We start from the raw sequence: 25,962 nt of genomic DNA on the forward strand, positions 1-25,962 counted from the left end.
GTATATGCCACTTGCACCTGCATGCAAATAATAAAACCGTAGCAATTGACCTTTCCAAGGCCGAGGATACCCTTGTGGTGAAAAAAATATACATAGTAGGTAACGAAAAGACCAAAGACAAGATAATTTTAAACGAGCTTCTTTTCAAGGAAAATCAAGGTATTTCTACCAGCCAGCTGTATTCTATGGTCGGCAAATCTCGCCAAAATTTAAAAAACACCTCTCTCTTTAATTTTGTATATCTCAACTATTGGCTTTTATCCAATCATGAAATTGCCATTGAAGTAAAAGTGGACGAACGTTGGTATTTGTGGGCTCTACCTATTTTTGAACAAGGCGACAGAAACTTTAGCTCCTTTGTTGAAAGTGGTGATTGGAGTAGAGTGAATTATGGGTTATACCTAAAACAGGAAAACTTTAGAGGAATGAATGAGCTCATTAAGCTAAAGCTACAGATGGGCTTTAATAATGAAATTGAACTGAGCTATCGGTCAGCAGATTATAACAATAGGCTGAGTTGGGGAACCGTGATGGACTACAATACCAATAATCAGGTTTCTTACAATATTGTCAATAATCAACCTATCAATATTAAACACGAGCATGCTGCCATTCAGCAACGATGGTCAGCTAAGTTATTTTTAAATTACCGTCGTAATTTCGTTCACAGGCACTCTTTTTCAATTGGTTATAATGCCTACCACGTAAAGGATACTTTGGCCAGTTTAAATCCTAATTATTTACTGAATGGCAATACTTCTTTAGTTTATTTATCGCTGGGTTATCGATACAATCACGATAAACGCGATAATAGGCCATATCCTTTAAAAGGACATTTAGTTCAAGCATCAGTATTGCAAAGTGGTTTGGGTGTAATTTCCGATGAGTATGCTAATTTTTCGGTGAAACTTGGTTTTGAGCAATATGGAAATATTAATGGGCGATTTTATTACGGTTGGAATATTGGAGGGACTTTAAATACAGCAGAAGAAAGACCTTTTGTGACTAAATCCGATTTAGGTTTTAAGGATTTTTTAAATGGCTACGAATACAATGTTATTGAAGGAGGTACATTTGGCTATAGTAAGCAAAAAGTTTCTTTTGAGTTAATTCCAACTAAAACGGCATATCTAAACTTTATCAATTTAAATCAATTCTCTAAATTTCATTATGCACTATATTTAAAAGCATTTGTTGATGGAGGATATGTATATAATAAACAGCCACAAATAGGAAATAACTTAAGTAATACATTTATGTATAGTTTTGGATTAGGTGTTGATTTGGTGACCTATTACGATAAAGTATTATCCGTAAATTATTCGGTGAACAAGCAAGGCTTGGGAGGTTTTTATATTCATTTAGATATGCCTATGTAAGTTTAGGGTAAATAGTCTATTTTTGTGAGTAAATTCACAATTATGATTGAATCCACCAGAGGAATTGTTTTAAACTATACCCGATACGCTGAAACTAGTATTGTATCGCATATTTATACAGAACAATTCGGGCTTCAATCGTATATGATTAATCAAGTACGAAGTCGCAAAAACAAGGGTAAAACTGTTTTTCTTCAACCTCTTACATTACTCGATTTAGAAGTTTATCATTCTGAGAAGAAAACAATACATCGAATTAAAGATTTTAAAGTAAGTATGCCTTTTATGCAAGTGCCATTTGAGGCTGTAAGGCGTGGTTTAGCATTTTTTATTGCAGAGGTATTGAACAAGGCACTAAAGCAAGAAGATAAGGCGGTAGAAGGTTTGTTTGATTTTTTGCATCAATCCATTTCTATATTAGATGGTAATTTACCAGGCGTTCATAATTTTCATCTGTTTTTACTATTCAGATTAACGCGACTGTTAGGTTTTTATCCACATTTTAAAGATTCAGATAATTGCAAGTTTTTTGATTTAAAAACGGGTATGTTTCAAGTCACAGAGCCAGTGAGTCAGGAATACATGAATTATGTAGAAACAATGATTCTTTTTCAGCTACAAAATATCGGTATTGATGAACTCGATCAACTAACTTTATGCAGCGAAGATCGGAGCTCATTTATTGATAAAATGCTGCAGTATTACCACCTTCATTTATCAGGGTTTTCAAATATTAAATCCTTTGAAGTCCTCAAGGAAGTTTTCCGGTAGTAAAATAATAACAGGTGTTTACCTAAGAATAAACTATTTCTATGGGAAACCCTTATAATATCAGAAAAACTTTTGTAAATTGTATATCGCTCGTAGTTGTGAGGCTATAAATAATAATAGCAGATCCTGAAAAATAGGTGTTTACCACTGCTGTAATGCGACTCTTTTTTTGCGAACCAAACTGTTTTATTAGACCTAATAATTGTAATGATATCACTTAACCTAGAAAATATAACTTCTCCTAAAGCAATTGTAGAATATGCTCGGGAATCTTCTTGTTTAAACTTAGCCGAAAGTCATTCGGAAATGAGTTGTAATAAGGAGCTTGAGGACTTGGTGAGTAAATATATTTTGCCTTATGCAAATATGTCCTCTCCAAAGTTTGGTTTACCAGATTTAAGGAATGCCATCGCGAGTAAAATTGAAAAATTATACGACCATTCTTATAATTCAGATACTGAATTAACGATAACTGCTGGCGTTAAGCAAAGCGTTTTCTGCACTATTTTGGCTTTGTTGAAAGAAGGCGATGAGGTATTGGTATTTGAACCAGCTCACAAAAGTTATGAAGAAGCCATTAAGTTGGCTGGTGCGCGTCCTGTATACGTTTCGTTGGAGGCTCCTAAATTTGTGGTTAACTGGGAAGATGTTCAAAAGTTAATTACTACGAAAACGCGGATGATTATTGTTAATTCACCGCATTTTCCATCAGGTTCTACTATGTCGGAATTAGATATGATTCGGCTACAGAAAATTTTAAATGGAACCAATATTGTGGTGGTCAGTGATGAGTCCTTTGAGCATATGGTTTTTGATGCAGAAATGCATCAGAGTGTAGCCTTGTATCCGTTGCTGAGAGAACGAAGTGTAATCGTATCATCGTTTAATGAAACGTTGAATATTCCCAATTGGCATATTGGATACTGTATTGCTTCGGAAAAATTAATGAAGCAGATTCGAAAAGTGGTATCTATAGTTGGAGAGGGGATTAACTTGCCTTACCAAATGGCCATTGCCGATTATTTAAAAGACCATAGTAATTTTAGTGAGTTGTCTACATTTTATCAGAAAAAGCGAGATTTATTTTTTTTTCATATTGAAGATTCAAAGGTAAAGGCAATCCCTTGTAAAGGTTCCTATTTTCAATTGATTACAATAGAGGGCGTTGCGGATAAAACAGATTTAGCCTTGGCTATCCGATTAATGGAGGAACAAAATTTGGCTACTGTGCCTATTAGCTTTTACTATCACGAAAATAGCAAGAAAAAATATCTTAGAGTTAATATTTCTGTTGCAGATGAGGTTTTAGTTGAAGCTGCCTCCAGATTAAAAAAGGTATAGCACCACCCTGTGATTATTTATGCTGCAAAAATGCTGACTAATTGTATTTTAAGTGCGATTGGTCGAATTCACAATTATTATAATTAAGTTTGTTATAATAATAATGTCTTAAGAATAAACCTGTATGATTTTAGCCCTAATCAAACCCAAAATATGGTGTTTGTTATTATTGATCTTACTTATTCATCCATCTCAAATGGTTGTTGGGCAGACCATATCACGAGATGTTTTCTTAAACGACTCCATATCACAGCAGATTAAGCTAGCAAAAAGTGACACAACTATGATGTATGGTCTCCTGAAAAGTATCAGAAGACATCGTAGGTCATTAAAAAAATATTACAAGCCTTTATTGGTAATCTATGTTGGGCTTTCTAAGGATGTTGGATATAGATATGGCGAGATGAAATCGTTGGATATTTTAGGATTGCAAGAGCGTTACGATGAGAATTATGATAAATCTATCAGTCTTCATAATGAGTCTCTTCAAATCGCGTTGCAGTTAAAGGACTCTTCACAATTATGCTACAATTATAATAATTTAGGACAGGCTTATCGCAAGCAAGATTTAAATGAGTTAGCCATCAAATATTTTTATCTGGCTTTAGAAATGTATGAACATAAAGGTATGACTCGCCAAGCGTCTTATACGCACAATACGTTAGGAGCCACTTATTTTGCGCAAGATGAATACGATAAGTCAGCTTATCATTTAAATGTATCTTTGAATTTAGCCATAGATAATAAGGATAAAAGAACGATGTCGTATAATTACGGTTCCTTGGGTGAAATAATGCTGAAACAGAATAAAGGGGATGAAGCCTTAGCTTATTTTAAAAAGGCTTTAAAGATAAAGGAGGAATTGAATTACGATAAGGGAATGGCCGTAACCTATCATTTAATGGGTGAAGCCTGGTTTATGAAGAAGAATTATCCTGTCTCTATTCTTTGGTTTCAAAAGGCAATTAAAATTCATGAAAAGTATAATACACAACGTTACTTATCCCATTGTTATGCATTTTTGGGAAAAATAAGCTTAGCGAAGAATGAATTAAATAATTCAACTAAATATTTAGATAAAGCTGATCAATGTGCAGAAAATGTGCATTCTATTGAAAATTTAATATTGATTGGTGATGCTAAAGTAGAATTGTTAGGGAAGCAAAATAGATGGGAAAAAGCTATGCAAATAATGGCTAATACAAATAGCCTTAGAGATAGTATTAGAATGGCCCGATATCAAAAGGAAATTCAAACATTGGAAATAGGATATCAAACGGAGCAAAAGGAACAGCAAATTGAGATACTGTCGGCAGAAAACCAAATTAAAAATCAACGACTTCGACTGGGGATTGCTATTATTGTTATTCTGGTTTTGGGTTTAGCTTTTGCTTATTCAGTAATCGTTTCTCGCAAACGAACGACAAAACTAAAAGAGGAAAAATTACAACAGCAGTTGTTGAAATCGCAAATGAATCCTCACTTTATATTTAACGCTTTGGCTAGTATCCAGAATTATATGTATCGTAATGATCCAAAGAAAGCGGCTCGATTTATGGGTAATTTTGCTTCGTTGGCTCGTTCTATATTAAATAATTCTAGTGCAGATTATATTAGTTTAGAGGAGGAAATTAATACACTACAAAATTATTTGGAGTTAGAGCAGATGAGAGGGAATGGTTCATTTTCTTATAGCCTAAATTATGATGATGATTTAGAAACTGAGTTTATTCAAATACCTCCAATGTTATTGCAACCTTTTATCGAAAATGCCATTAAACATGGTGTTAAAGATATGGATTCAGGAGGTCTTATCGAGTTGAATATATTGGATAAAGAAGATTTACTTTATGTAGAAGTTGAGGATAATGGAGTAGGTATTAAATCTTCGGAAAACAGAAAAAATAATGGTCATGTTTCTATGGCTACTAGTATATTTAAACAACGGATTAGTATTTTAAAAAGTAATTACCCTAATTTACCTGAACCTGAAATGATTGATTTGAGTAATGAAGGGGGTAGGGGAACTTTGGTAAAAGTGTATTTACCTATTTTAAACGAATAGTAGTATGATTTCGGCGGTAATAATTGACGATGAAAAGGATTTAAGAGCTCTTAATGCCTCAATGATTAAAGATAATTTTCCCGACATTAATATTGTTGGTGAGGCTGACTCTGTTGATGGTGGGGTGAAATTGATTCAAGATACTAAACCAGATATTGTACTATTAGATATTGAAATAAAGGGAGGTACTGGGTTTAATATTCTGCAAAAATTACATCCTTATAATTTTAAGCTGATTTTTATTACAGCCTTTAATGAGTTTGCCATTAAGGCCATTAAGTTTAGTGCCATGGATTATATCCTAAAGCCAGTAAATGAGTACGAGTTTATTGAGGCTATTAAAAGAGTAGTGGAGCAAATTTCGGTGGCAGATAATCCTGTGCAATACAATAATTTTTTATCGCATTACGAGAAAAAAACGCAAACCAGAAAATTAGTTTTGCGCACAGCAGAGGCTTTACATTTAGTGGATGTGAAAGATATTATTTATTGTAAAAGTGACAATAGCTATACTACTTTTTACTTAAACAATGCCAATCATGTAATGGTATCTAAATCGATGAAGGAATACGCTTCTATTCTGGAGGAATACGAGTTTGTACGTCCACATCAATCGTTTTTGGTAAATCTAAAATACATTAGTAAAATTGATAAAAGTGATGGTGGTTTTATCATCTTATCCAATGGGAAAGAAATACCGGTATCATCTAGGCGTAAACAGCCTCTAATTCAGATTCTAGAACAATCGTGCTAAAGCTTTCTTTAAATTCATCGATAGAGAGTTTGTTCATGCGCCTATTATGGTTTTAGTATGCTTTTTTCTATAATATCACTCTCAGTATTAATGTTTCGTTTCTATTTGTAATTTATTCTGTCTGTTCTAAGTCAATGCTCCTCTAGTTAAGGTATATAAAATCAAATTCAAGATGCTTATGCACGAATTCAAGTATAGACAGTGCATATTCAAATATACTTCAATAATCATATCGAATAGCTTTAGTTTTGAATCGAAATTAAATTTAAAACTTAAATTATGACATTCAAGATGAGAAGCTTAGTGGTTATTTGTGTATTGTGTCTTTCTGCTGCGTTTGCATCAGCACAAGAATCAAAATTTATGGCCGGTGGTGGTTTAACTTACGCCACAGAAATTAAAAATGTAGGTATTAATGTAAAAGGATTATATCTATTTAATGATAAATGGGAAGCGGATGGAGGATTTACTTACTTCTTTAAAAAAGACTATACTACTTGGTCGGCACTTGATTTTAATGGACATTATGTTTTAGCTAGCGCTGAAGGTAAAACCTTATATGCCTTAGCTGGTTTAAATATGACTTTTTATAAGATTGATCTGGATGATGCTGTTGGTGACGCATTGGGTAGTTTAGGTGAAGAGTTGGACGGAATGATGGAAGAATATGGAAGTGAGTATAACCCTTATGGAGATTCGTATAGTTCAATGGGAGGTTTCGATGATTCTGGTAGCGAAATCGGTATTAATATTGGTATTGGAGGTAGAATGCCTATTTCATCTAAGCTTAACTTAACTGGAGAACTAAAATACACTTTAGGAGGTGCTGATTATTTAAGCCTCGCGGTAGGTGTAATGTATGCTTTTTAATATTTGTAGATAGCGAAAATAAGTGATTTGAGACAAGCGATTACCCTCGGGTTAAATAATGATGATTAAGGTTAGGGTAATTTTGGCTTCCTCTTTTTTAAGAGGAAGCTTTTTATTTTCAACCAAATGAGGCTAATATCTGAACACAAATAATTAATAAAACCATGGCTACTGGATAAACCGTAGCATAAGCAATGGAGGGAGCATTAGTTTCAGTCATAGGGTCAACGGCTGCTAATCCTGGAGTACTAGTCATTGAGCCCGTTAAAGCTCCTAACATAGAAAGTACATTCACCTTAAATATCCAACGCGCTACAGCTGCTCCTAAAATCATTGGAATTAAAGTTAAACATCCGCCAACTAAAAATAGAGTAAAGCCATATTCGTTAAAAGTACTTACAATGTGCGCTCCTGCTTTTGTACCTACACCAGCTAAAAAGAACATTAACCCTAAAGTTCGTAGTAATTGGTTGGCACCACCTGACATAGACCAAATAATAGGTCCTGTTTTACCAATTCTACTTAAAATCATAGCAACAGTTAAAACGCCTCCTGTTAAACCTAAAGAAAAGGTAAAAGAATGACCAAAGTTGAGTGAGAATTTACCCAAGAAAAATCCTAATACAATACCTGCTGCAATAGGGAAAAAGTTAGTATCAGAAAGCTTCTTACTATTTCCACCAAAAATCTTGGTCACCATTTGCATATGTGCTTTGCTACATGAAATTTTTATTTTATCACCCATCTGTAATCGTAAGTTTGGAGTAGGTGTAATATCTATACCCGAACGTCTTACTCTGGTGATAGTGACATTATATGTGGCTGTCCATTGATAAATTTCCTTAATGGTCTTATTCATCACATTGGCATTAGAAACTAAGATAGATTGTATCTCATAACCTTCCTTTAAAGGAATTTCTTCCTTTGTTTCGCTTCCTATTAATAGTTCTACTTTATTTAAAGCATCCTCTGTTCCTACTGCCTTAATAATATCGCCTTGATTAAGCACGGTATTGGAAGAAGGAACCTGAGGTTCTCCTTTGGTTTTAACGCGTGAAATAACACCCTGTGTCATGGTTCTAACCCTAAGTTCTCCAATAGTTTTGCCTGCAACATTATCGTTTTCTACCACAAAGTGTTTAAAGGAAATTTCAGGAAAACTTTCTTCTGATGATTTTTCGTACTCCTCTTCTGCTTTTTTCAGATTAATTCGTGTAAACTTTGGGTATAATCGTACAAATAGAATAACACCAATAACACCAAAAGGGTAGGCAATACCATAACCAATAGAAACACCAGTAGAGCCAGTGCTCTCAATGGCTGCAGCTAGACCTGGTGTACTAGTGAGAGCTCCTGTTAGTAAACCAATGGCTACTGGTACTTCAATGTTAAAAAGTACAATAGCTAAATAGGTTAAGATGGATGCCGATATAATAACAACAGTTGCCATTACTACTAAAGTACGTCCCTGCTTTTTAAAGGAGTCAAAAAATCCAGGACCAGCCTGAATACCAATTGTATATACGAATAAAATTAAGCCAATTTTTTCAATGATAGAAGGCATAACCACGCCATAATGACCAAATACTAAAGCCACAAATATAATAGCCGAAATATCTAGGGATATTCCTTTTATTTTAGCATTTCCGATGATGTATCCCAAACATATTATAACAAATAAAGCGAAGTAACCTTGTTGTAAGTATTCCATGAGTATTTTAGATTAGGCTTGCAAATATAACTATTTATCAGGCTTTTATAATTGATGAAATGAAATTGTAGTGTTTATTAACATTAGTTAAAAGTTGAACATTGTAACATTTGAAACTATGTGCATATGTTGCATACGTTTGTAATAAATAATCATTCAGTAAGTTGAGCTGCTTGCAATGTCTCATATTTACAATTCTACGTGTTAGGGGTGCTTACGGCAATTGCTAATTAATGTTAATAATTTGATGGTGCGATAACACTTAGGAGCTTTACGCCTTACATTTGCCGCATATTGTAAGAAACACCTATAATCTAGTTACAAAATGAACTTCTTAAAATTAATGACGCTATGTTTAGCGTTAGTTTTTGGTGCCGAAATGTCGGCACAGCATGAGGATGTACAACATCATGAACATGGCTCATCGAATCATCACGCTATAGAAAAACACGAACATGGCAAGCACAAGCTGGCTTTTTATTCGGGTTTTACACATGTTGCAGCGGCTTTTTATGAGCACGAAACACATGAAGAAAGCACCGGAAAATGGATTCCGACTTTGGGAGCAGAGTATTATTATACGCTATCTAAAAAGTTTGATATTGGTTTAATTGCTGATATTGAGCTGGATGAATATTATATTCGTGAAAAGAATGAGGATGAGTTATTAAGAAATAATATTGTTATTGCAGCTGCAGTAGCTAGATATAAACCTATACCTAGATTGGGTATTTTTGCAGGGCCTGGATTTGAAACTGAATTTATTGAGAATGAAGATTCTAAATCCTTTATGGTTATTAAAGTAGGAATTGACTATGAGGTAGAGATAGAAAATGGATGGGAACTTACACCTATATTCTCTTACGATTGTAAAGAGGAGTATTCCTCATATTCCTTTGGTATTTCTATAGGGAAGAGATTTTAAAACACAATATTACAAGATAATCACAAAAAGCATCCTAAATATCTAAGGGTGCTTTTTTTAATTCAACAAATCGGCTTATTTCTTCGGTTTCGAAACCAAAGGATTTAATCCAATGAAGAGCTTCGTTTTCCGATTTAAAAACTCTTGTGTTTACATGAATATTGCGCAGATAAAATGAAAAGACATAGGCTTTCATAACATCAAAAAACTTTGAATTAACTACAATAGCATTACACTTATAATTAACCGTGTTAGCAATACGTTTTATGGTTTTATTAATCTCAAAGGCAGCCTGATGCTCTGATAATACCATTTCTTTAAAGTTGCACAAAGTAGCAAATTGAGAATGGTTATATTCGTTCAGCATTTGTTTAGCAATGTTATCAAAATAAAGTGCTTCCTCTTTACCATGATGCCCCATGGTTTTAAAGTATGCTAAATCATGATACATACGTATGCAAAAGTGTGAGTTGTCAATCTCAATAGTCATAGGCCTGATTTTAAAAATTGAACTTATTCCTCAAGTTCGGAAAAAGAATTCAATTATTTAATAATTAAGCCAATAAAATTTCAGAAGTGGTGTTTTAAGTTATCCTCGGTATTTCTTTTGCAGACCAAAACAAAATTTTCTAAGTATTTGGTCTTTACAAACTCTAAATTTATCCTGCGTTGGTTTTCTGAAGAAGGCGCTTAATTCACCTTTACTAATGCTAAAGTCTGCCAAGGCAAGAATATTAATAATATCCTCATCTTTAAGCTGCAAAGCAATTTTTAGTTTACGTAGTATAATGTTGTTGTTCAAACGCTTTTCATTAACAGGAGGCTCACCTTCTTTTACACCTCTTTTGTGTGCGATAAATCCGTTTAAGAAAGCAGAAAAATATTGGTCTACAATGGTTTTGTAAGCATCATCATCTTCTTTTTTTAACCAGTTGCTCACCTCTTCTCGCGTAACTTTTACTTGAGCCAAAGAAAACAACTTGATCATAGCGCTGTCATTCAAATCAAAGGTATATCGTATGTTTCTTAAAACGTCGTTATTGTTCATTTTATATGTACTTTGTTAATGGACGGCAAGATAAAACAAAACCTCCAATATAAAGCTGATATTGGAGGTTTAAAATATTTTTACGACTAAGGATGTTTAGCTATTGGCCAGTTCAATTAGTTGTTTTTTAATCACTTCTTCCGATGATGGTCTGTCTGCGTTTGCATTTACTAAGTTTCCATTTTTATCGATTAAGATAAAACGAGGAATGCCTTTAATGGCGTAGTTTGTGATGATGTCAGATTTCCATTCGCCTTCTGCAAAAAGTTGATACCCTTTCAGTTCTTTTTTGGCTACCATCTTTTCCCAAGCGTCTTTGTCGCCATCAATAGAAATGCTTACAAAGGCAATGTCTTTATTATGAAGTTCTTCTTCCAAAGCTTTAAGATGAGGAATCTCTCTCATGCATGGTCCGCACCAAGTAGCCCAAACGTCAATGTATATAACTTTACCTTTTAAATCTTCCGAGTTAATTAATTCTCCATTAATGTCTGTGTAAGCAAAAGTAGGTGCTTTGTTTCCTGGTTTTAAGGCGTCAAGCTTTGCTAATAAAGTTTTAAATTCAGCAATATATTCTTCGTTTTTAATCAATTCTGCATATCTACTCTCATAAACCTCTTTAACTTCGTCGTTAGCGTAAGTGTATGACGAGATCATTTGATTTCCTAATTCATCTTTTATTTCTTGCGTTGCGGCAAGCGCTGTTAAATAGTCAAACTTTTTATTAGCAGCTGCTGCGGATTCTACATCTAATTCTTCATCCTCAATAGCTTGATTTATTTTAGCATCATACTTTTTAAGCACAAAATACTTATAGGTGTTCAGTTCTTTATATAAAGCTTCGTTATCTAAAGCAATATCATCACCCACTGTTTTAAAACTCGCTGGAATAGGTAAAGAGTCTTGAGGTGCTAAGCGCTTATGATACATGGTGTAATACATGTATTTTTCGCTTTTTTCAATATTTTTGATTAGTTCAATCCTGTCAAAAAAGTGTTGGTCTGCAACGCCAGTTTGTTTAAATGAATCAATAGAACTAATTATACTTGTATGGTAGGTATTAATCAGGTTTTCAAAACTATCAGAAGGAAGCATGAGGGTATTTCTAAAGTCTTTCATGATAGCACTGTGCTTTTCATTTAACGAAAGCGCAAATTTGCTCTCTTCAAATTCTTTACCGCTTAATTCAAGGCTTGTATAGTTACCTTGTTTTAGCTGATCAATATCAAAGTTAATAGTGATATCGGCACCTGGCTTTAGGTAAAGCATAAATCCAAATTTACCATTTTTAAGGTAATAGGTACCTGCTTGTTCAACTGTTAAGCTAGCAATAAAGGCTCCGTCGGTAATTTTTAAAGTATCTGATGAATCTAATAGTTGATTTGATATAACGATTTCATCAGCTGCCTGATTCTGAATTGTTCCACTTATTTTTGCAATAGGTTGGGGGTTACATGCAAAAAGTAAAACGGCAATTCCTAAATAAATAAAGTTTTTCATTTTTGTAATTGGTTTATATTTAAAAACATAGCGAATATAAATAAATGTCGTAATTATTTCCTCAAAACGCATATTAATTAATTTCTCACAATTTATTGTAGGCTATCTAAAACAATTATTAAAAGGGTATTATGCATTTGTTCTTTTTTCTATCTTTATGGCCAATTATATCATGAAAAAGAAAGATAGTCAACAAACACAACGGCAGCTCCGTAACTCCTATTTTACTACTGTAATTAGTATTGCATTGGTATTATTTTTACTGGGAGCAGTAGGTTATTTAATGCTAAACGCCCAACGCCTATCCAATTATGTGAAGGAAAACATAGGATTTAATATTGTTTTAAAGGACAATGTTAGAGAGGTAGAGGTGCGTCGATTACAAAAATATTTAGATGCATCCTCTTATGTAAAGGCTACCGAATACATTGATAAAGATAGAGCTGCCAAAGAACTTCAGGAAGAGTTGGGAGAGGATTTTGTTGATTTTTTAGGTTATAACCCATTGTTATCGTCTATTGAGGTAAAGCTCTTCGCTGAATATGCTAATCCAGATAGCATTAAAAATGTTGAAGAGATATTTAATTCTTTTCCGCAAGTTAAAGAGGTTTTCTATCAAAAAAATCTCATTCAAAAAGTAAATGAAAACGTGAATAAAATTAGTTTGGTTTTACTAACGTTTACCTTTTTGCTTTTAATGATTGCTACTGCATTAATAAATAATACCATAAGACTTTCTATATATTCTAAACGATTTTTAATTAACACCATGCAGTTGGTTGGAGCTACCAAAGGTTTTATACGACAGCCATTTGTAAGCACCAGCATTATACATGGTTTGCTGGGTGCATTATTGGCCAACGGAATGTTAGCTGGAGGCATTTATGTTTTGCACCATGAACTGGGAGGTTTTATTGGTTTTGATAATATTGAATTGATTGGAGTTTTATTTATTTTGGTGGTAGTACTAGGAATATTTCTTTCGTTAGTGTCCACCTTTTTTGCAGTAAATAAATATTTAAGGTTAAAAACAGATCAGTTATACTTTTAACGTAACGCTATGTCGAGTAACAAACAAGAAAAGAAATTTGAATTCGCCCTTTCTAAAGAAAACTACATATTAATGGCTATTGGTTTTGCCATCGTAATTCTAGGTTTTATACTCATGATTGGAGGAAGAAGTGAAGATCCTAATGTGTTTAATGAAGAAATTTACGGATTTCAACGCATTACATTAGCGCCAATGTTGGTGTTAGTCGGTTTTGCTTTTGAGGTTTATGCCATTATGAAAAAGCCAAAAGAGAAGAAATAAAACTTAAAATATCTAAATCAATATTTCGTTTTAGTGAGTTAGAGCTTACATTGATTTTGCCTGTCAAACTAATGACTGAAGACTAACGAGCTATTAAACATTATCCTAATTTATTATGAGTGTAATTGAAGCTTTAATTCTTGGAATTATTCAGGGATTAACGGAATTTTTGCCTGTGAGTAGTAGTGGGCATCTTGAAATTGGAAAACATTTATTGGGAGTGGAGGCTACTGATAATTTAACTTTTACAGTAGTAGTGCATGGTGCTACAGTGTTAAGTACCATTGTTGTTTTCAGAAAGGATATTGCCCATCTTATTAAGGGTTTGTTCGCTTTTAAATGGAATGAGGAAACACAGTATCTTTTTAAAATTGCCGTTAGTATGATACCGATTGGTATTGTGGGAGTATTCTTTAAAGATTACGTTGAAGAGTTATTTAATACAGAAAAAATTATGCTGCTGGTTGGGTGTATGCTACTAATCACAGCTACGTTATTAGCCTTTACATTTTATGCTAAGTCTAAAGATAAAGAAGTTTCTTTTAAGGATGCATTTATCATCGGTATAGCCCAAACTATAGCAGTTCTGCCAGGTATTTCAAGATCTGGTTCAACCATTGCAACAGGTTTATTACTGGGTAATAAAAGAGAGGCTGTAGCTCGATTTTCGTTTTTAATGGTTTTGATACCTATACTAGGCGAAAATGTTCTTAGTTTTTTAAAGGATGACTTTACCGCTTCTGGTTCTATTGGAGCTATGCCCTTGTTGGTAGGTTTTATAGGGGCGTTTGTTGCAGGTTTGTTGGCTTGTAAGGCCATGATCAGTTTAGTTAAAAAAGGTAAGTTAATATACTTTGCTATCTACTGTGCCGCAGCAGGTGCAATTGCAATTATCTTTGCTTAAAGAGATATAAACTAATAAAATACGATTGCCAAGGGATATCTTTCTCTTGGCAATTGTTTGTATATAATAGATTTGAAAATGGAAGTTGAAAACATTAAACCCGGTGGGTATGACTTTAAAGAAGGAGAAGTTTTATTGTTTGATAAACCATATGAGTGGACCTCCTTTGATGTAGTGAATAAGGTGCGTTGGTTAGTACGTAGAGCCTTGGGGGTAAAAAAAATAAAAGTTGGTCATGCGGGTACTTTAGATCCTTTGGCTACTGGCTTGCTTATTATTTGCACAGGAAAAGCAACTAAAACCATAGATAATTACCAAGCGGAAGAAAAAGAGTATGTAGCCACACTAAAGTTAGGAGCTACAACGCCATCATTCGATTTAGAATCAGAAATTGATGAAACATTTCCGACCGACCATATTGATAGAAAATTAATAGATGAAACCTTAAAGGATTTTATCGGAGAACTAGAGCAGATACCTCCAGCATTTTCCGCTGTATGGGTAGATGGTAAAAGAGCCTATGAATTGGCACGACAAGGAAAAGACCCGAAGCTAAAGGCTAAGAAGCTAGTTATTACAGAAATTGAAGTAATAGATTTTAAAAATGATGAACTTGTTTTAAGAATTGTGTGCAGCAAAGGAACATATATTCGTGGATTAGCCAGAGATATTGGGAAAGCATTAAATAGTGGGGCTCATTTAATGGCCCTAAAAAGAACGCGTATCGGCCAGTATATCAATGAAAATAGCATGAATATCGAAACGTTTGAAAAAAAGTTAAAATAATTTGCAACCTTTGCAAAAACCTTACGTATAAGGTTGCTCTTGTACACACATACGCTAAGTTACACAATTACAATTACATAAATTAAATTTAAGCTGTTTGGGCTAATGTAAAATTATCATTGGTGTGAACTTAATGTGTACATACCGAGTTTATTAGTGAGAATATTTCAGTAGTTGATAAAATATAAAGTAAACGCAAAATGAAGTTATCAAAGTTTAAGTACAACCTTCCTGAAGAATTAATAGCCTTACATCCAACGCATAATCGCGATGAATCAAGATTACTTGTTTTGGATAAAAAAACAGGTGCTATTGAGCATAAAATCTTCAAGGATGTGGTTGATTATTTTACTGATCAAGATGTTATGGTCTTCAATAATACCAAGGTTTTTCCTGCCAGATTGTATGGTAATAAAGAAAAAACGGGTGCAGAAATTGAAGTATTTTTGTTACGCGAGCTTAATCACGAACAAAAATTGTGGGATGTTTTGGTAGATCCTGCTCGTAAAATTAGAATTGGTAATAAACTTTACTTTGGCGAGAACGATGAGATGGTGGCTGAGGTGATTGATAATACTACTTCAAGAGGAAGAACTTTACGATTCTTATATGATGGTCCTTACGATGAGTTTAAAAAAGCTTTATTTGCATTAGGAGAAACTCCGCTTCCAAAAATCATCGATCGTAAGGTTGAGCCAGAAGATAGAGAGAGATTTCAAACTATTTATGCTAAGCACGAAGGAGCAGTTGCTGCACCTACAGCAGGTATGCATTTTAGCCGTGAGTTAATGAAACGTTTAGAAATCAATGGAATTAACTTTGCAGAAGTTACGTTACATGTTGGTTTGGGTAACTTCCGCTCGGTGGATGTGGAGGACTTAACCAAGCATAAAATGGATTCTGAGCAGATTTACATTACAGATGAAGCTTGTAATATCATTAATAAAGGTAAAGAGGAGCGTAGACGTATTTGTGGAGTAGGAACAACAGTGATGAGAACCATCGAAACTTCGGTTTCTACATTTGGTCATGTAAAACCTTTTGAAGGATGGACTAATAAATTTATTTTCCCTCCATACGAATTTAAGGTGGCAGATTCAATGATCTCAAACTTTCACCTACCATTATCTACTTTAATGATGATGTCAGCGGCATTTGCAGGTTATGATAACTTAATGAATGCTTATGATGTAGCCGTTAAAGAAAAATACCGTTTTGGTACTTATGGTGATGCTATGTTAATTATCTAATTAAGGATATTCTAAAAATATATAATGCCGTATACTTTATAGTGTACGGCATTTTTTATTTGATAATAGCCGTTTTGTAAGTCGAAATAGCTCTTTCTCTGGCCGTTTTATGATCTACCATTGGTTTGGGGTATTGATTTGTTCCATATTCGGGTATCCACTTTTTAATATATTCAAAAGTAGGGTCAAATCTTTTTTGCTGTAATTCTGGATTAAATATTCTGAAATAAGGAACTGCATCGCAACCAGTACTGGCTGCCCATTGCCAATTGCCAATATTGGATGAAAGTTCATAATCCAATAACTTAGATGCAAAATAAGTTTCGCCCCAACGCCAGTCGATAAGTAAATGCTTGCATAAGAAGGACGCAGTTATCATACGAACTCTATTGTGCATATATCCCGTTGAGTTCAATTGGCGCATTCCAGCGTCAACCATTGGGAAACCCGTTTTTCCTTCGCACCAAAGCTTAAAATCATTCTCGTTATTATGCCAAGGAATAAATTTATATTGAGGTTTAAAGCTTTCGGTAATGCTATGTGGAAAATGAAACATGATTTGCATAAAGAATTCACGCCAGATAAGCTCGTTTAAAAATATTTTGCTGTGCTCAGAAGCAGCTTTGGCTATTTGCCTAATGCTAACGGTCCCAAATCGCAGATGAGGTCCAATATAGCTACCAATGTCTTTTATAGGGTAGTCTCGCTGTTCTTCATAGACCCCTAAACAATCTAAATTGTAATCTTTCACCAAATGTCTTCCAGCTTTAAAACCTAAAGAGGTCAAACTTGGAAAATGAAAATTTTCATTTATATATTCCGCCTTAATATCGTATTCTTCGTCTAGAATTTGTACTTCAAAATTATTTAACCATTGATTTTTGTATGGTGTATAAACCGTATAAGGAGATTGGTCTTTCTTTACTATTTCAGACTTAGCGAATATTACTTGATCCTTGAATAGATGCAGTTTCGAATTAAAAGAAATTGATAATTCACTTATCTCATTATCTCTTTTAATGGCATAGGGTTCGTAATCTTCGTTCGCAAAAATAGAAGGTACATTGTATTCCTGCAGTAAACAGCTGATGATATCTAAAGGATTCCCTTTTTTAATAAGTAGTGATCTATTCTGTGATCTTAGTTCTAAATGAATTCTTTCTAGTTGTTGGTAGATAAAACTAATCCTGCTGTCATTTTCGGGAAGTTGATTAACAATGTTTTCGTCAAATATAAACAGTAATAATACAGGTAGTTTTTCTCTGGCAGCTTGCTTTAAGGCAGTGTTGTGCACTAATCGCAAATCTCGGCGTAACCAGACTATATTTACTTTCTTTTTTGTCATACATCTTCAATTATTAGAATAAAACAGATTGTATACCAATGTGTTTATTTTTTAATAACTTTATACAAGCACATATTTTAAAAATTACCATTTCATTATGATTAAATTTTTGATTCCTGTAAACTTTGCTCCTTATACCATCAATTCCATTAAGTACTGTGCAGCATTAGCTCATCACCTTAAAGGAGAAATTACTATGGTGTATTGTTATACACACTTATTGAGTAATGAAGGTAAAGAAGATGAAGGAAATTTTATATCATCTTATGATGATGCCTTAAAAGGGTTGAAAAAATTGAAATCAGAAGTTTTAGAGGATTTCGAAAGCATAGATAAAGACCATGTTAAGCTAGAAGTGTTAGAGGGGTATCCCGAGGATATTATTCCTGAATTTTGTGAAAGTTATGCACCTGATTTAGTAGTGATGGGTACTAAAAGCAAAGGCGAAACCATTAAGGAATTATTAGGAAGTGTAACTTTAGATGTTATCACAAAAGTGCAAAATCCAGTAATGGCAGTGCCTAATAATTACGAATTTGTGTTAGATAAACTAACGAATATTTTATTTGTAACCGATTTCGAGAAATGTCAATATACTAGTTTGCATAAATTAGTGAACCTAGTTGGAGCCTTTGATACCAAAATTCATAATGTTCAGTATTGTCCTCATGGTAAAGATAAAGCGGTTGTTGAAAAGCTCACAGAATATAGTGATTACTGCAAATCTACTTACCGTAATCAACCAATGGTATGCGATTATATCGAAGGAGCTAATATTATAGATTCTACAGAAGAATACATTACTGCAAATAATATTGATATGTTGGCAATTACCCGACGAAAAAGAAATGCAATTTCACAGTTGTTACAACCAAGCAGGACTAAAAAAATTCTTTTTAATGCCGAAATTCCAACGCTCTTCTTTCATCAATAGGCTATTTACTTCCTAAAGAGGGATTTTTAAATTAAATTTACGCTTCAATAATTTTTGGCGATTAACTGTAAAGTGTAATAATCGTTTGGCTTTTTGATGTTTTACTGCATCATATCTAAAAAAACAGAAATAATGAAAATAGGAATATTATCAGCAGGAGGTGACTGTCCTGGTATAAATGCAGCGATTAGAGGAGTTGGAAAAACTGCTATCGTTCAATATGGAATGGAAGTAATTGGAATTTCTAATGGCTTTAGTGGGCTGATAGATATGAATACAGAAGAATTAACCGAAGATAAACTTTCTGGTATATTAACCCTAGGAGGAACCATATTGGGAACTTCAAGGATGAAGCCATTTAAGCCACAAGCTGGTGATACCGTAGAAGATAAGCCTCAGGTAATTAAAGAGAACTACCAAAAATTAGGTTTAGATGCTTTGGTTTGTATTGGAGGTAATGGTACGCAGCGCACCGCTAACTTACTGGCTAAAGAAGGTTTAAATATTGTTGGTCTTCCTAAAACCATTGATAATGATGTTTGGGGTACAGATGTTACTTTTGGATTTGATTCTGCCGTAAATATTGCTACTGATGCTATTGATAGACTGCATACCACAGCTAACTCCCACAAAAGGGTAATGGTGATTGAGGTTATGGGGCACAATGCAGGTTGGATAGCCTTACATTCTGGTGTTGCAGGTGGAGGTGATATTGTGTTGCTACCAGAAATAGAGTACGATATGGAGGTAGTCGCCAATACGTTAATTACAAGAGCTGAACGTGGAAAACCATATTCAATTGTTGTGGTAGGTGAGGGTATTAAAGTGCCGAACAAAAAAAATGCTGCCAGGTATATTGCTAAACAAATTCAAGAACGCACCGACCTTGAAACACGTGAAACTATTTTAGGTTATGTGCAAAGAGGAGGTACGCCTTCGCCAGCAGATAGAGTTTTAGCTACTCGTTATGGAGCTTATGCTGCCAAATTAATCAACAATAAAGAGTTTGGCACTATGGTTTGTGTCAGAAACAATGAAATTTCGTCAGTACCTTTAGAAGAGGTTGGTGGCAAAACAAAACTTATACAAGCTAACGATAGACTTGTGGATAAAGCCCGAAATATGGGTGTTTGCTTCGGCGACAAGATATAAGATTGGTTAATTTTTAGTTAAAATGCCAACTTCAAAACTAATTGCGGTTGTTTGGTGTTATTTTTGAAACATCATCAGCCGCATTTTTAAGCTTAAATAATAATGACAAAAGAACAGATAGTTGCCTTGAATGAGCAACTGGCAGGAGCTAGTCCAACAGAAGTAATTCGCTTTTTCGTAGAGAAGTATCAAGATAAAATAGCTTTGGCTTCGAGCCTTGGTGCAGAAGACCAGGTTTTAACACAAATGTTAACTTCGGTAACTGATAATGCGCTTATTTTCACTTTAGATACAGGCCGTTTGTTTTCTGAAACATACGAGTTAATTGATAGAACATCTAAAAAGTATAAATCAAATCTTAAGGTATACTCTCCTAAAGCAGAGGCTGTTCAGAATATGGTTCAAGCCAAAGGGATAAATTTGTTTTACGATAGCATCGAGAATAGGAAAGAGTGTTGTTATAACAGAAAGTTGGAACCATTGAAACGTGCCTTTGAAGGATTGGATGCCTGGATTTGTGGATTACGAGCAGAGCAATCGGTAACTAGAACAGATATTCAGGTAGTTGAATGGGACGAAAACAATAACATTTTAAAGATTAATCCTTTAGCCAATTGGAGCGAGAAAGAGGTGTGGGATTATATCAAAGAAAATGGTATTCCTTATAATCCATTGCATGACAAAGGTTATCCTAGTATTGGTTGTCAGCCTTGTACCAGAGCCATTATGGAAGGGGAGGATATTAGAGCTGGTCGTTGGTATTGGGAAAATCCAGATACCAAAGAATGTGGATTACACAAAAAGTAATAGAATTTAATGGGAGGGTGTGCCATCATTCAGAAAGGTTTATCATCTCCGAATAAAATATAATTATGAAGATATTCAATAAACAAAGCCGACTAAAGTGGATTAGTGGAACACTGGTTTTATTAGTTGTTTCAATTGGTTTAGTAGGTTTTAATAATGATGATAAGAGAAACTTTTCCATCGTTAAAAACCTAGACATTTTTTATACGCTTTTTCGTGAGTTAAACAGTTACTATGTGGATGAAACAAATCCAGAAGAGCTGATTAAAAAAGGTATTGATGAAATGTTAGAGTCGTTAGACCCTTATACCACCTACATCCCTGAGGATGATATGGAGGATTTTAAATTCATGACAACAGGAGAATATGGTGGCATGGGTTCCTTGATTTCGCGCAATGGAGAACATGTGGTTATTGCTGAGCCATACGAAGGTTTTCCTGCTCAAAAGGCAGGTCTTAAAGCAGGTGATAAACTCATCGAAATCAATGGCGAAAATGTAGTAGGTAAATCTACTTCCGACGTTAGTGATAAACTAAAAGGTCCTGCTAATACACCTTTAAAGTTAAAGCTTGATAGGCCAGGAGAAGATAAACCATTGACTATTGAATTAATTCGTAGAAAAATATCTATCAATCCAGTTCCTTATTATGGTATGGTGTCGGATAAAACGGGACTTATCATCTTAAATAACTTTACGCAAAACTGCTCTAAAGAAGTAGCTAAAGCGATGAAGGATTTAAAAGATAACCAAGGAGCAGAGAGTTTTGTACTTGACCTGAGAGGTAACCCTGGTGGGCTTTTAGATGATGCCGTTAAAATCGTAAACTTATTTATTAAAAAGGGGAGCGAAGTAGTTTCTACTAAAGGTAAAGTGAGTCAGTGGGATAAAGTATATAGAGCAACATCAGAGCCAATTGATACCATTAGTCCAGTATCTGTATTAATCAGTAGAGGTTCAGCTTCTGCATCAGAGATTGTTGCCGGTAGCCTTCAGGATATGGATAGAGCCGTTTTAATCGGTCAACGCTCATTTGGTAAGGGATTGGTTCAAACTACACGTCCGTTGTCTTACGATGCCAAATTAAAGGTAACTACAGCCAAGTATTATATACCTAGTGGTAGATGTATTCAAGCGGTGGATTATAGCAACCGTAACGAAGATGGTAGTGTTGGTTTAATTCCTGATTCATTAATTACAGAGTTTAAAACCTTTGGCGGCCGTTCGGTATTTGATGGAGGAGGTGTTTCGCCAGATATCACTTTAGACCGCAAAAAATATGGAAACATTGCCTATGCCTTAGTAGCTCAAAGTATGTTTTTTAATTATGCTACCGACTTTGCTATTCAGCATAAAGAGATTGCGTCTCCTGAAGAGTTTAAAATTTCGGATGAGACTTTTGAAGAATTTAAGGCTTTTGTAAAAGCTAAAGAGGACTTTACTTATAAATCGGCAACACAAGATGCTTTAAAGAAATTGCTTAAAACAGCGAAACAAGAGGATTATTATACCAAAGCTAAGGCTGAATTTGAAGAGCTTGAAAAACTACTTACCTTGGATGTGGAGAAGGATTTAAACATCTTTAAAGAGGAGGTTAGTGAGTTGTTAGCCAATGAAATTATAAAACGATACTACTACCAAAAAGGGGCCATTAGATTATCGTTACAGGATGATGATGAACTTAAAAAGGCTATTGAAGTGCTTAATGACCCTGCAGAATATAATGGTATTTTAAACGGTACAGTTTTAAGCCATGCAGGTGATAAAAGAGGGGTGAAGTAAGGTATCGCAAAAGCAATAAATAATATAAAACTCGGGGTGTAATTTTTAAATTTACGCCCCGAGTTTTTTTGTGTTTAAAAAAATCTAAACGGGAAATAATGATTTTCCATTAATATATGTAAGTAATTGGAAATGACACCTGCCGATCATTTGGAGCGTATTCCTGCCGTATTTAAAAAGGGCCCGTATACCTTTAAGCGAGTTACAAACTAAGGTGTATTAATAAGATTACTAATGGCTGCTTTTGTTATTTTAAAGAGTAGCCATTTTTTAGATTTATTTTCAATATCGATGAATTCTTTTATTGATATTCAATCCCGCTGGGATTGTATTGATGGGGTTGGTTTTCAAATTCTATAAACATTTAACTTCTCTGAAGTTATTTTAATATCCCCAGAGCGGATACATATTTATAGAAGTGGAATTTATATTTCAGTACAACTCCAGAGGAGTTGAATAAAATAAATAAAAATATTTTTGACGGTCACTAATGATTTATTTTATGGAATATTAATAAGGTGTGCATCTTAGGTGTATGATACACCGCATTCGCATTTAAAGATTATCATTTATTTATTGCCTCCTGTCACCCTTTTATTCCCTAAAGGAATCCGAGCGCAAGGACTCCTTTAGGAGATTAAGAGGTGTGCGATGGGATTCTTGGTTTAAATGCAATTGCCCCGGAGTATGATATAATAAAAGGCTTCTATGAAAAATATATGTATTAGTTTAATATTGGGGTTTCTAGCTATAGGGAATATGACAGCACAGGAACTAATTGAATACCCTGAAAGTAAAACCCAAACGGGAGAGTTGATTTATCTTGGTGCTGATAGTATCGAGTACAGTAAATATTTAGATTACATTCAGGATTGGTGTAGAGAGTTAGAAGGTTCCTGGAAAGCATTGGAAGATGCTGAATTTAAGTTTAATTTAACATTTCATGAAAAGCCGGTTTAATAGTATAATTGGTATTATAATCAGGAATAGCACAGATAGCGTTTAATCTTTCTTAGATTCCAAAGTGATTCTTGTTTTAGGTAAACTTTCCGGATAGTTATTTTGTATAAACTCAATCATCTTTTCTCGAATATAAACGCGCAGGTCCCATGCGGTAGGAGAGTTTTTTGCACTTACTAGAATTCTTATTTCTACCGAATGTTCCTTTGAATCGGTCACTTGAAGTACATTTACTTCTTTATCCCACAAATCGGTACTATTTAATAATCTGCTTAATTCATTTCTTAATGCTTCAAACGAAATGTTATAATCTGTATAAAGAAAGATAGTGCCTATAATATCAGCATTTGAACGTGTCCAATTTTGAAAAGGCTTTTCAAGAAAATAGGTTGAAGGCAATACTAAGCGTCTTTTGTCCCAAAGCCTAATAACCACATAAGTTAGGTTGATTTCTTCAATCCACCCCCACTCGTTCTCAACTACAACGGCATCATCAATTCTAAAGGGCTGTGCAATGGCAATTTGAATGCCTGCTAACAAAGCGCCTACCACTTTTTGTGCGGACAAACCAATGATTATACCTGCTAAACCAGCTGAAGCAAAAATTCCAATTCCTATTTTTCTAATGTTCTCAAACGATAGTAGAATCAGTCCAATAGCAATAAGGATTATTATTACGATGGTAACTTTTTCTAGAATATTAATTTGTGTATGTAATTTTCGCGATAATAAGTTATCCTCTTTTGTAATGTCATATCGCCTTAGTGTATAGTGTTTTAGTTTTTTTAGAAGAATGATGATCAGCCACGAAAAACTGGCAATAATTAAATTATCTTTTTGCGTCATTAATCCATAAAAATCAAACCCTGTGAGTTCAGAAATATAGTTTGATATGGGCTCAATAGCTGTAAAAACAAAAATAAGTAGAATGCTAAAAACGAGTTGATAGTTGCGCTTCATATAATATCGTTTAAATGATTTTTATACTAGAATTAAAAATCAATTACCTGAAGTGTAGCTTGATTTTAATTCAATATAATGAATAGAGGCATTTTTACCTAAGTTTGTTAAAATTATAGTATTCTGCAGTAGCATTGTATGCTAAAATACAGCTATTTTTAAATTAGAAGTAATATTTATAAGTAGCAGTCAATAAAAAAGCTCAACTGTTTCCAATTGAGCTTTTGTAATATTTTAATGTGAGTTATCTATATCAAATCGGAATAGATTGCCTGCGGTAATTCACGTAAGTTATACTGATTGGCCATCACCTCGCCATAAGCTCCTGCCGAACGGATTGCCATTAAATCGCCTCTTCCTGTTTTAGGAAGGGTAACAGCTTTACCAAAGCAATCGGATGATTCGCAAATAGGCCCTACTACATCATATTTATCTTCTTCAAGTGTAGAAGTCAGGTTTTCTATTTTATGATAGGCTTGGTATAAAGCTGGTCGAATTAAATCGCTCATACCTGCATCAATAATGGCAAAGTGCGTGCTAACACCTTCTTTTACGTATAACACTTTACTCATTAAAGTACCACACTGACATACTACCGAACGTCCTAATTCAAAGTGAACTTCCTGTCCTTCTTGTAATTCTAAAAATTCATCAAAAATGGCAAAGAATTTCTCAAAATCAGGCATGGGATTATCATCTGGATTATCGTAATCGATACCTAAACCACCGCCAACATTTACAATTTTGGGAATGGCTCTGCGCTTGATAAAAATATCTTGCTGCAGCTCGTTTACTCTTGTACATAGCTGCTTAAAAGAATCTAAATCGTTTATTTGAGATCCGATATGAAAATGAATGCCGACAAAATTAACGTTGTTCAGTTCTTCAATTTTATCCAGTACTTTTTCAATATCCCAAATATAAATTCCGAATTTATTTTCTTCTAAACCCGTTGTGATGTACTTATGCGTATTGGCTTTTACGTTAGGGTTAATTCTTAGGGCTATATTGGCTGTTTTTCCCATGCGCTCAGCTATCTCGTTGATAACTTCTAGTTCTGGGATGGATTCTACGTTAAAACACGCAATATCATTCTCTAAACCCGTAATTATCTCTTTGTCGGCTTTGCCTACTCCTGCAAATACTACCTTGTCATTTGTAAACCCAGCTGCCAAAGAAGCGGTCACTTCATTACCGCTTACGCAATCGGCTCCAAAACCAAAAGAGTTTACTCTTTCCAGAATCCGTTTGTTAGCATTGGCCTTTACAGCATAATGAATATGGTAATTGTATTTATTAGCCTCAGTTTGAATTACACTTAATGTGTCATCCAACAACTGCATATTATAATAGTAAAAAGGTGTTTCCACCTCGTTTAATTTCTGAATTGGAAATTGACTACTCATC

The 25,962-nt window shown here is 34.2% G+C and carries 24 protein-coding genes; 17 read left to right on the plus strand and 7 right to left on the minus strand.

Going from position 1 to position 25,962, the window contains the following annotated elements:
* The first annotated feature begins 77 nt into the window (after positions 1–77).
* The 6 genes from A8L32_RS10195 (at position 78) to A8L32_RS10220 (ending at position 7,180) form a co-directional block, all read left to right on the plus strand.
* Positions 78–1,379, plus strand: coding sequence for a BamA/TamA family outer membrane protein (locus A8L32_RS10195; protein WP_143525061.1), 1,302 nt, complete (start codon positions 78–80; stop codon positions 1,377–1,379).
* Between the two features lie 24 nt (positions 1,380–1,403).
* Positions 1,404–2,150 carry a DNA repair protein RecO gene (gene recO, locus A8L32_RS10200; protein WP_158027223.1) on the plus strand — a complete coding sequence of 249 codons (747 nt, stop codon included), beginning with the start codon at positions 1,404–1,406 and terminating at the stop codon, positions 2,148–2,150.
* 207 nt (positions 2,151–2,357) lie between these two features.
* Positions 2,358–3,491 (plus strand): aminotransferase class I/II-fold pyridoxal phosphate-dependent enzyme, encoded by a 1,134-nt coding sequence (locus tag A8L32_RS10205; RefSeq protein ID WP_066630383.1) that lies wholly within the window; start codon positions 2,358–2,360, stop codon positions 3,489–3,491.
* A gap of 124 nt (positions 3,492–3,615) precedes the next feature.
* On the plus strand, positions 3,616–5,556 hold the full coding sequence (locus tag A8L32_RS10210; protein ID WP_066630384.1) for a tetratricopeptide repeat-containing sensor histidine kinase: 1,941 nt from the start codon (positions 3,616–3,618) through the stop codon (positions 5,554–5,556).
* 4 nt (positions 5,557–5,560) lie between these two features.
* A complete protein-coding gene (locus tag A8L32_RS10215) occupies positions 5,561–6,310 on the plus strand; it encodes a LytR/AlgR family response regulator transcription factor (RefSeq protein WP_066630386.1) in 750 nt (249 codons plus the stop codon).
* Positions 6,311–6,589: 279 nt separating this feature from the next.
* A complete protein-coding gene (locus tag A8L32_RS10220) occupies positions 6,590–7,180 on the plus strand; it encodes an outer membrane beta-barrel protein (RefSeq protein WP_066630389.1) in 591 nt (196 codons plus the stop codon).
* Between the two features lie 118 nt (positions 7,181–7,298).
* Here A8L32_RS10220 and A8L32_RS10225 read toward each other — a convergent pair whose 3' ends face one another.
* The gene (locus tag A8L32_RS10225; RefSeq protein ID WP_066630392.1) at positions 7,299–8,891 is read right to left on the minus strand and encodes an aspartate:alanine exchanger family transporter; all 1,593 of its coding nucleotides are present in this window, start codon (positions 8,889–8,891) and stop codon (positions 7,299–7,301) included.
* Between the two features lie 325 nt (positions 8,892–9,216).
* Between A8L32_RS10225 and A8L32_RS10230 the strand changes: the two genes are divergently transcribed.
* The gene (locus tag A8L32_RS10230) at positions 9,217–9,816 is read left to right on the plus strand and encodes a hypothetical protein (protein ID WP_066630395.1); all 600 of its coding nucleotides are present in this window, start codon (positions 9,217–9,219) and stop codon (positions 9,814–9,816) included.
* A gap of 34 nt (positions 9,817–9,850) precedes the next feature.
* Here A8L32_RS10230 and A8L32_RS10235 read toward each other — a convergent pair whose 3' ends face one another.
* The 3 genes from A8L32_RS10235 to A8L32_RS10245 all read right to left on the minus strand — a co-directional run bounded on the left by A8L32_RS10235 (position 9,851) and on the right by A8L32_RS10245 (position 12,364).
* Positions 9,851–10,306 (minus strand): hypothetical protein, encoded by a 456-nt coding sequence (locus A8L32_RS10235; protein WP_075590485.1) that lies wholly within the window; start codon positions 10,304–10,306, stop codon positions 9,851–9,853.
* Positions 10,307–10,405: 99 nt separating this feature from the next.
* Positions 10,406–10,864, minus strand: a complete 459-nt coding sequence (locus tag A8L32_RS10240) for a YehS family protein (RefSeq protein WP_066630399.1) — start codon at positions 10,862–10,864, stop codon at positions 10,406–10,408.
* Positions 10,865–10,960: 96 nt separating this feature from the next.
* Entirely contained in the window at positions 10,961–12,364 is a 1,404-nt protein-coding gene (locus A8L32_RS10245) for a TlpA disulfide reductase family protein (protein WP_158027224.1), read from the minus strand.
* Between the two features lie 172 nt (positions 12,365–12,536).
* Here A8L32_RS10245 and A8L32_RS10250 point away from each other — a divergent pair, with 172 nt between their 5' ends.
* The 5 genes from A8L32_RS10250 (at position 12,537) to queA (ending at position 16,616) form a co-directional block, all read left to right on the plus strand.
* Positions 12,537–13,415 carry a cell division protein FtsX gene (locus A8L32_RS10250; protein ID WP_066630531.1) on the plus strand — a complete coding sequence of 293 codons (879 nt, stop codon included), beginning with the start codon at positions 12,537–12,539 and terminating at the stop codon, positions 13,413–13,415.
* 9 nt (positions 13,416–13,424) lie between these two features.
* Positions 13,425–13,676 (plus strand): DUF3098 domain-containing protein, encoded by a 252-nt coding sequence (locus A8L32_RS10255; RefSeq protein ID WP_066630405.1) that lies wholly within the window; start codon positions 13,425–13,427, stop codon positions 13,674–13,676.
* Positions 13,677–13,791: 115 nt separating this feature from the next.
* Positions 13,792–14,580 carry an undecaprenyl-diphosphate phosphatase gene (locus A8L32_RS10260; protein ID WP_066630406.1) on the plus strand — a complete coding sequence of 263 codons (789 nt, stop codon included), beginning with the start codon at positions 13,792–13,794 and terminating at the stop codon, positions 14,578–14,580.
* Positions 14,581–14,658: 78 nt separating this feature from the next.
* On the plus strand, positions 14,659–15,366 hold the full coding sequence (truB, locus tag A8L32_RS10265; RefSeq protein ID WP_066630407.1) for a tRNA pseudouridine(55) synthase TruB: 708 nt from the start codon (positions 14,659–14,661) through the stop codon (positions 15,364–15,366).
* Positions 15,367–15,566: 200 nt separating this feature from the next.
* Positions 15,567–16,616 (plus strand): tRNA preQ1(34) S-adenosylmethionine ribosyltransferase-isomerase QueA, encoded by a 1,050-nt coding sequence (queA, locus tag A8L32_RS10270; RefSeq protein WP_066630408.1) that lies wholly within the window; start codon positions 15,567–15,569, stop codon positions 16,614–16,616.
* A 55-nt stretch (positions 16,617–16,671) separates the two neighbouring features.
* Here queA and A8L32_RS10275 read toward each other — a convergent pair whose 3' ends face one another.
* Positions 16,672–17,961 carry a cryptochrome/photolyase family protein gene (locus A8L32_RS10275; protein WP_066630410.1) on the minus strand — a complete coding sequence of 430 codons (1,290 nt, stop codon included), beginning with the start codon at positions 17,959–17,961 and terminating at the stop codon, positions 16,672–16,674.
* A gap of 97 nt (positions 17,962–18,058) precedes the next feature.
* On the opposite strand from A8L32_RS10275, the gene A8L32_RS10280 reads away from it, so the two are divergent.
* The 5 genes from A8L32_RS10280 (at position 18,059) to A8L32_RS10300 (ending at position 23,595) form a co-directional block, all read left to right on the plus strand.
* On the plus strand, positions 18,059–18,895 hold the full coding sequence (locus tag A8L32_RS10280; protein WP_066630412.1) for a universal stress protein: 837 nt from the start codon (positions 18,059–18,061) through the stop codon (positions 18,893–18,895).
* Positions 18,896–19,027: 132 nt separating this feature from the next.
* On the plus strand, positions 19,028–20,047 hold the full coding sequence (locus A8L32_RS10285; RefSeq protein ID WP_066630414.1) for a 6-phosphofructokinase: 1,020 nt from the start codon (positions 19,028–19,030) through the stop codon (positions 20,045–20,047).
* Between the two features lie 102 nt (positions 20,048–20,149).
* Positions 20,150–20,854 (plus strand): phosphoadenylyl-sulfate reductase, encoded by a 705-nt coding sequence (locus A8L32_RS10290; protein ID WP_066630416.1) that lies wholly within the window; start codon positions 20,150–20,152, stop codon positions 20,852–20,854.
* A gap of 65 nt (positions 20,855–20,919) precedes the next feature.
* Complete coding sequence (locus tag A8L32_RS10295) at positions 20,920–22,635, plus strand: S41 family peptidase (protein ID WP_066630418.1); 1,716 nt, start codon at positions 20,920–20,922, stop codon at positions 22,633–22,635.
* Positions 22,636–23,343: 708 nt separating this feature from the next.
* On the plus strand, positions 23,344–23,595 hold the full coding sequence (locus tag A8L32_RS10300) for a hypothetical protein (RefSeq protein ID WP_075590486.1): 252 nt from the start codon (positions 23,344–23,346) through the stop codon (positions 23,593–23,595).
* Positions 23,596–23,637: 42 nt separating this feature from the next.
* Here A8L32_RS10300 and A8L32_RS10305 read toward each other — a convergent pair whose 3' ends face one another.
* Both A8L32_RS10305 and lysA read right to left on the minus strand, forming a co-directional pair.
* Complete coding sequence (locus tag A8L32_RS10305; RefSeq protein ID WP_066630422.1) at positions 23,638–24,555, minus strand: mechanosensitive ion channel family protein; 918 nt, start codon at positions 24,553–24,555, stop codon at positions 23,638–23,640.
* A gap of 248 nt (positions 24,556–24,803) precedes the next feature.
* Positions 24,804–25,961: a diaminopimelate decarboxylase gene (lysA, locus tag A8L32_RS10310; protein WP_066630424.1), complete on the minus strand. Its 1,158-nt coding sequence runs from the start codon at positions 25,959–25,961 to the stop codon at positions 24,804–24,806.
* Between the last annotated feature and the right edge of the window lies 1 nt (position 25,962).

The organism is Labilibacter marinus, from assembly GCF_001659685.2.
Taxonomy (GTDB): Bacteria; Bacteroidota; Bacteroidia; order Bacteroidales; family Marinilabiliaceae; genus Saccharicrinis; species Saccharicrinis marinus.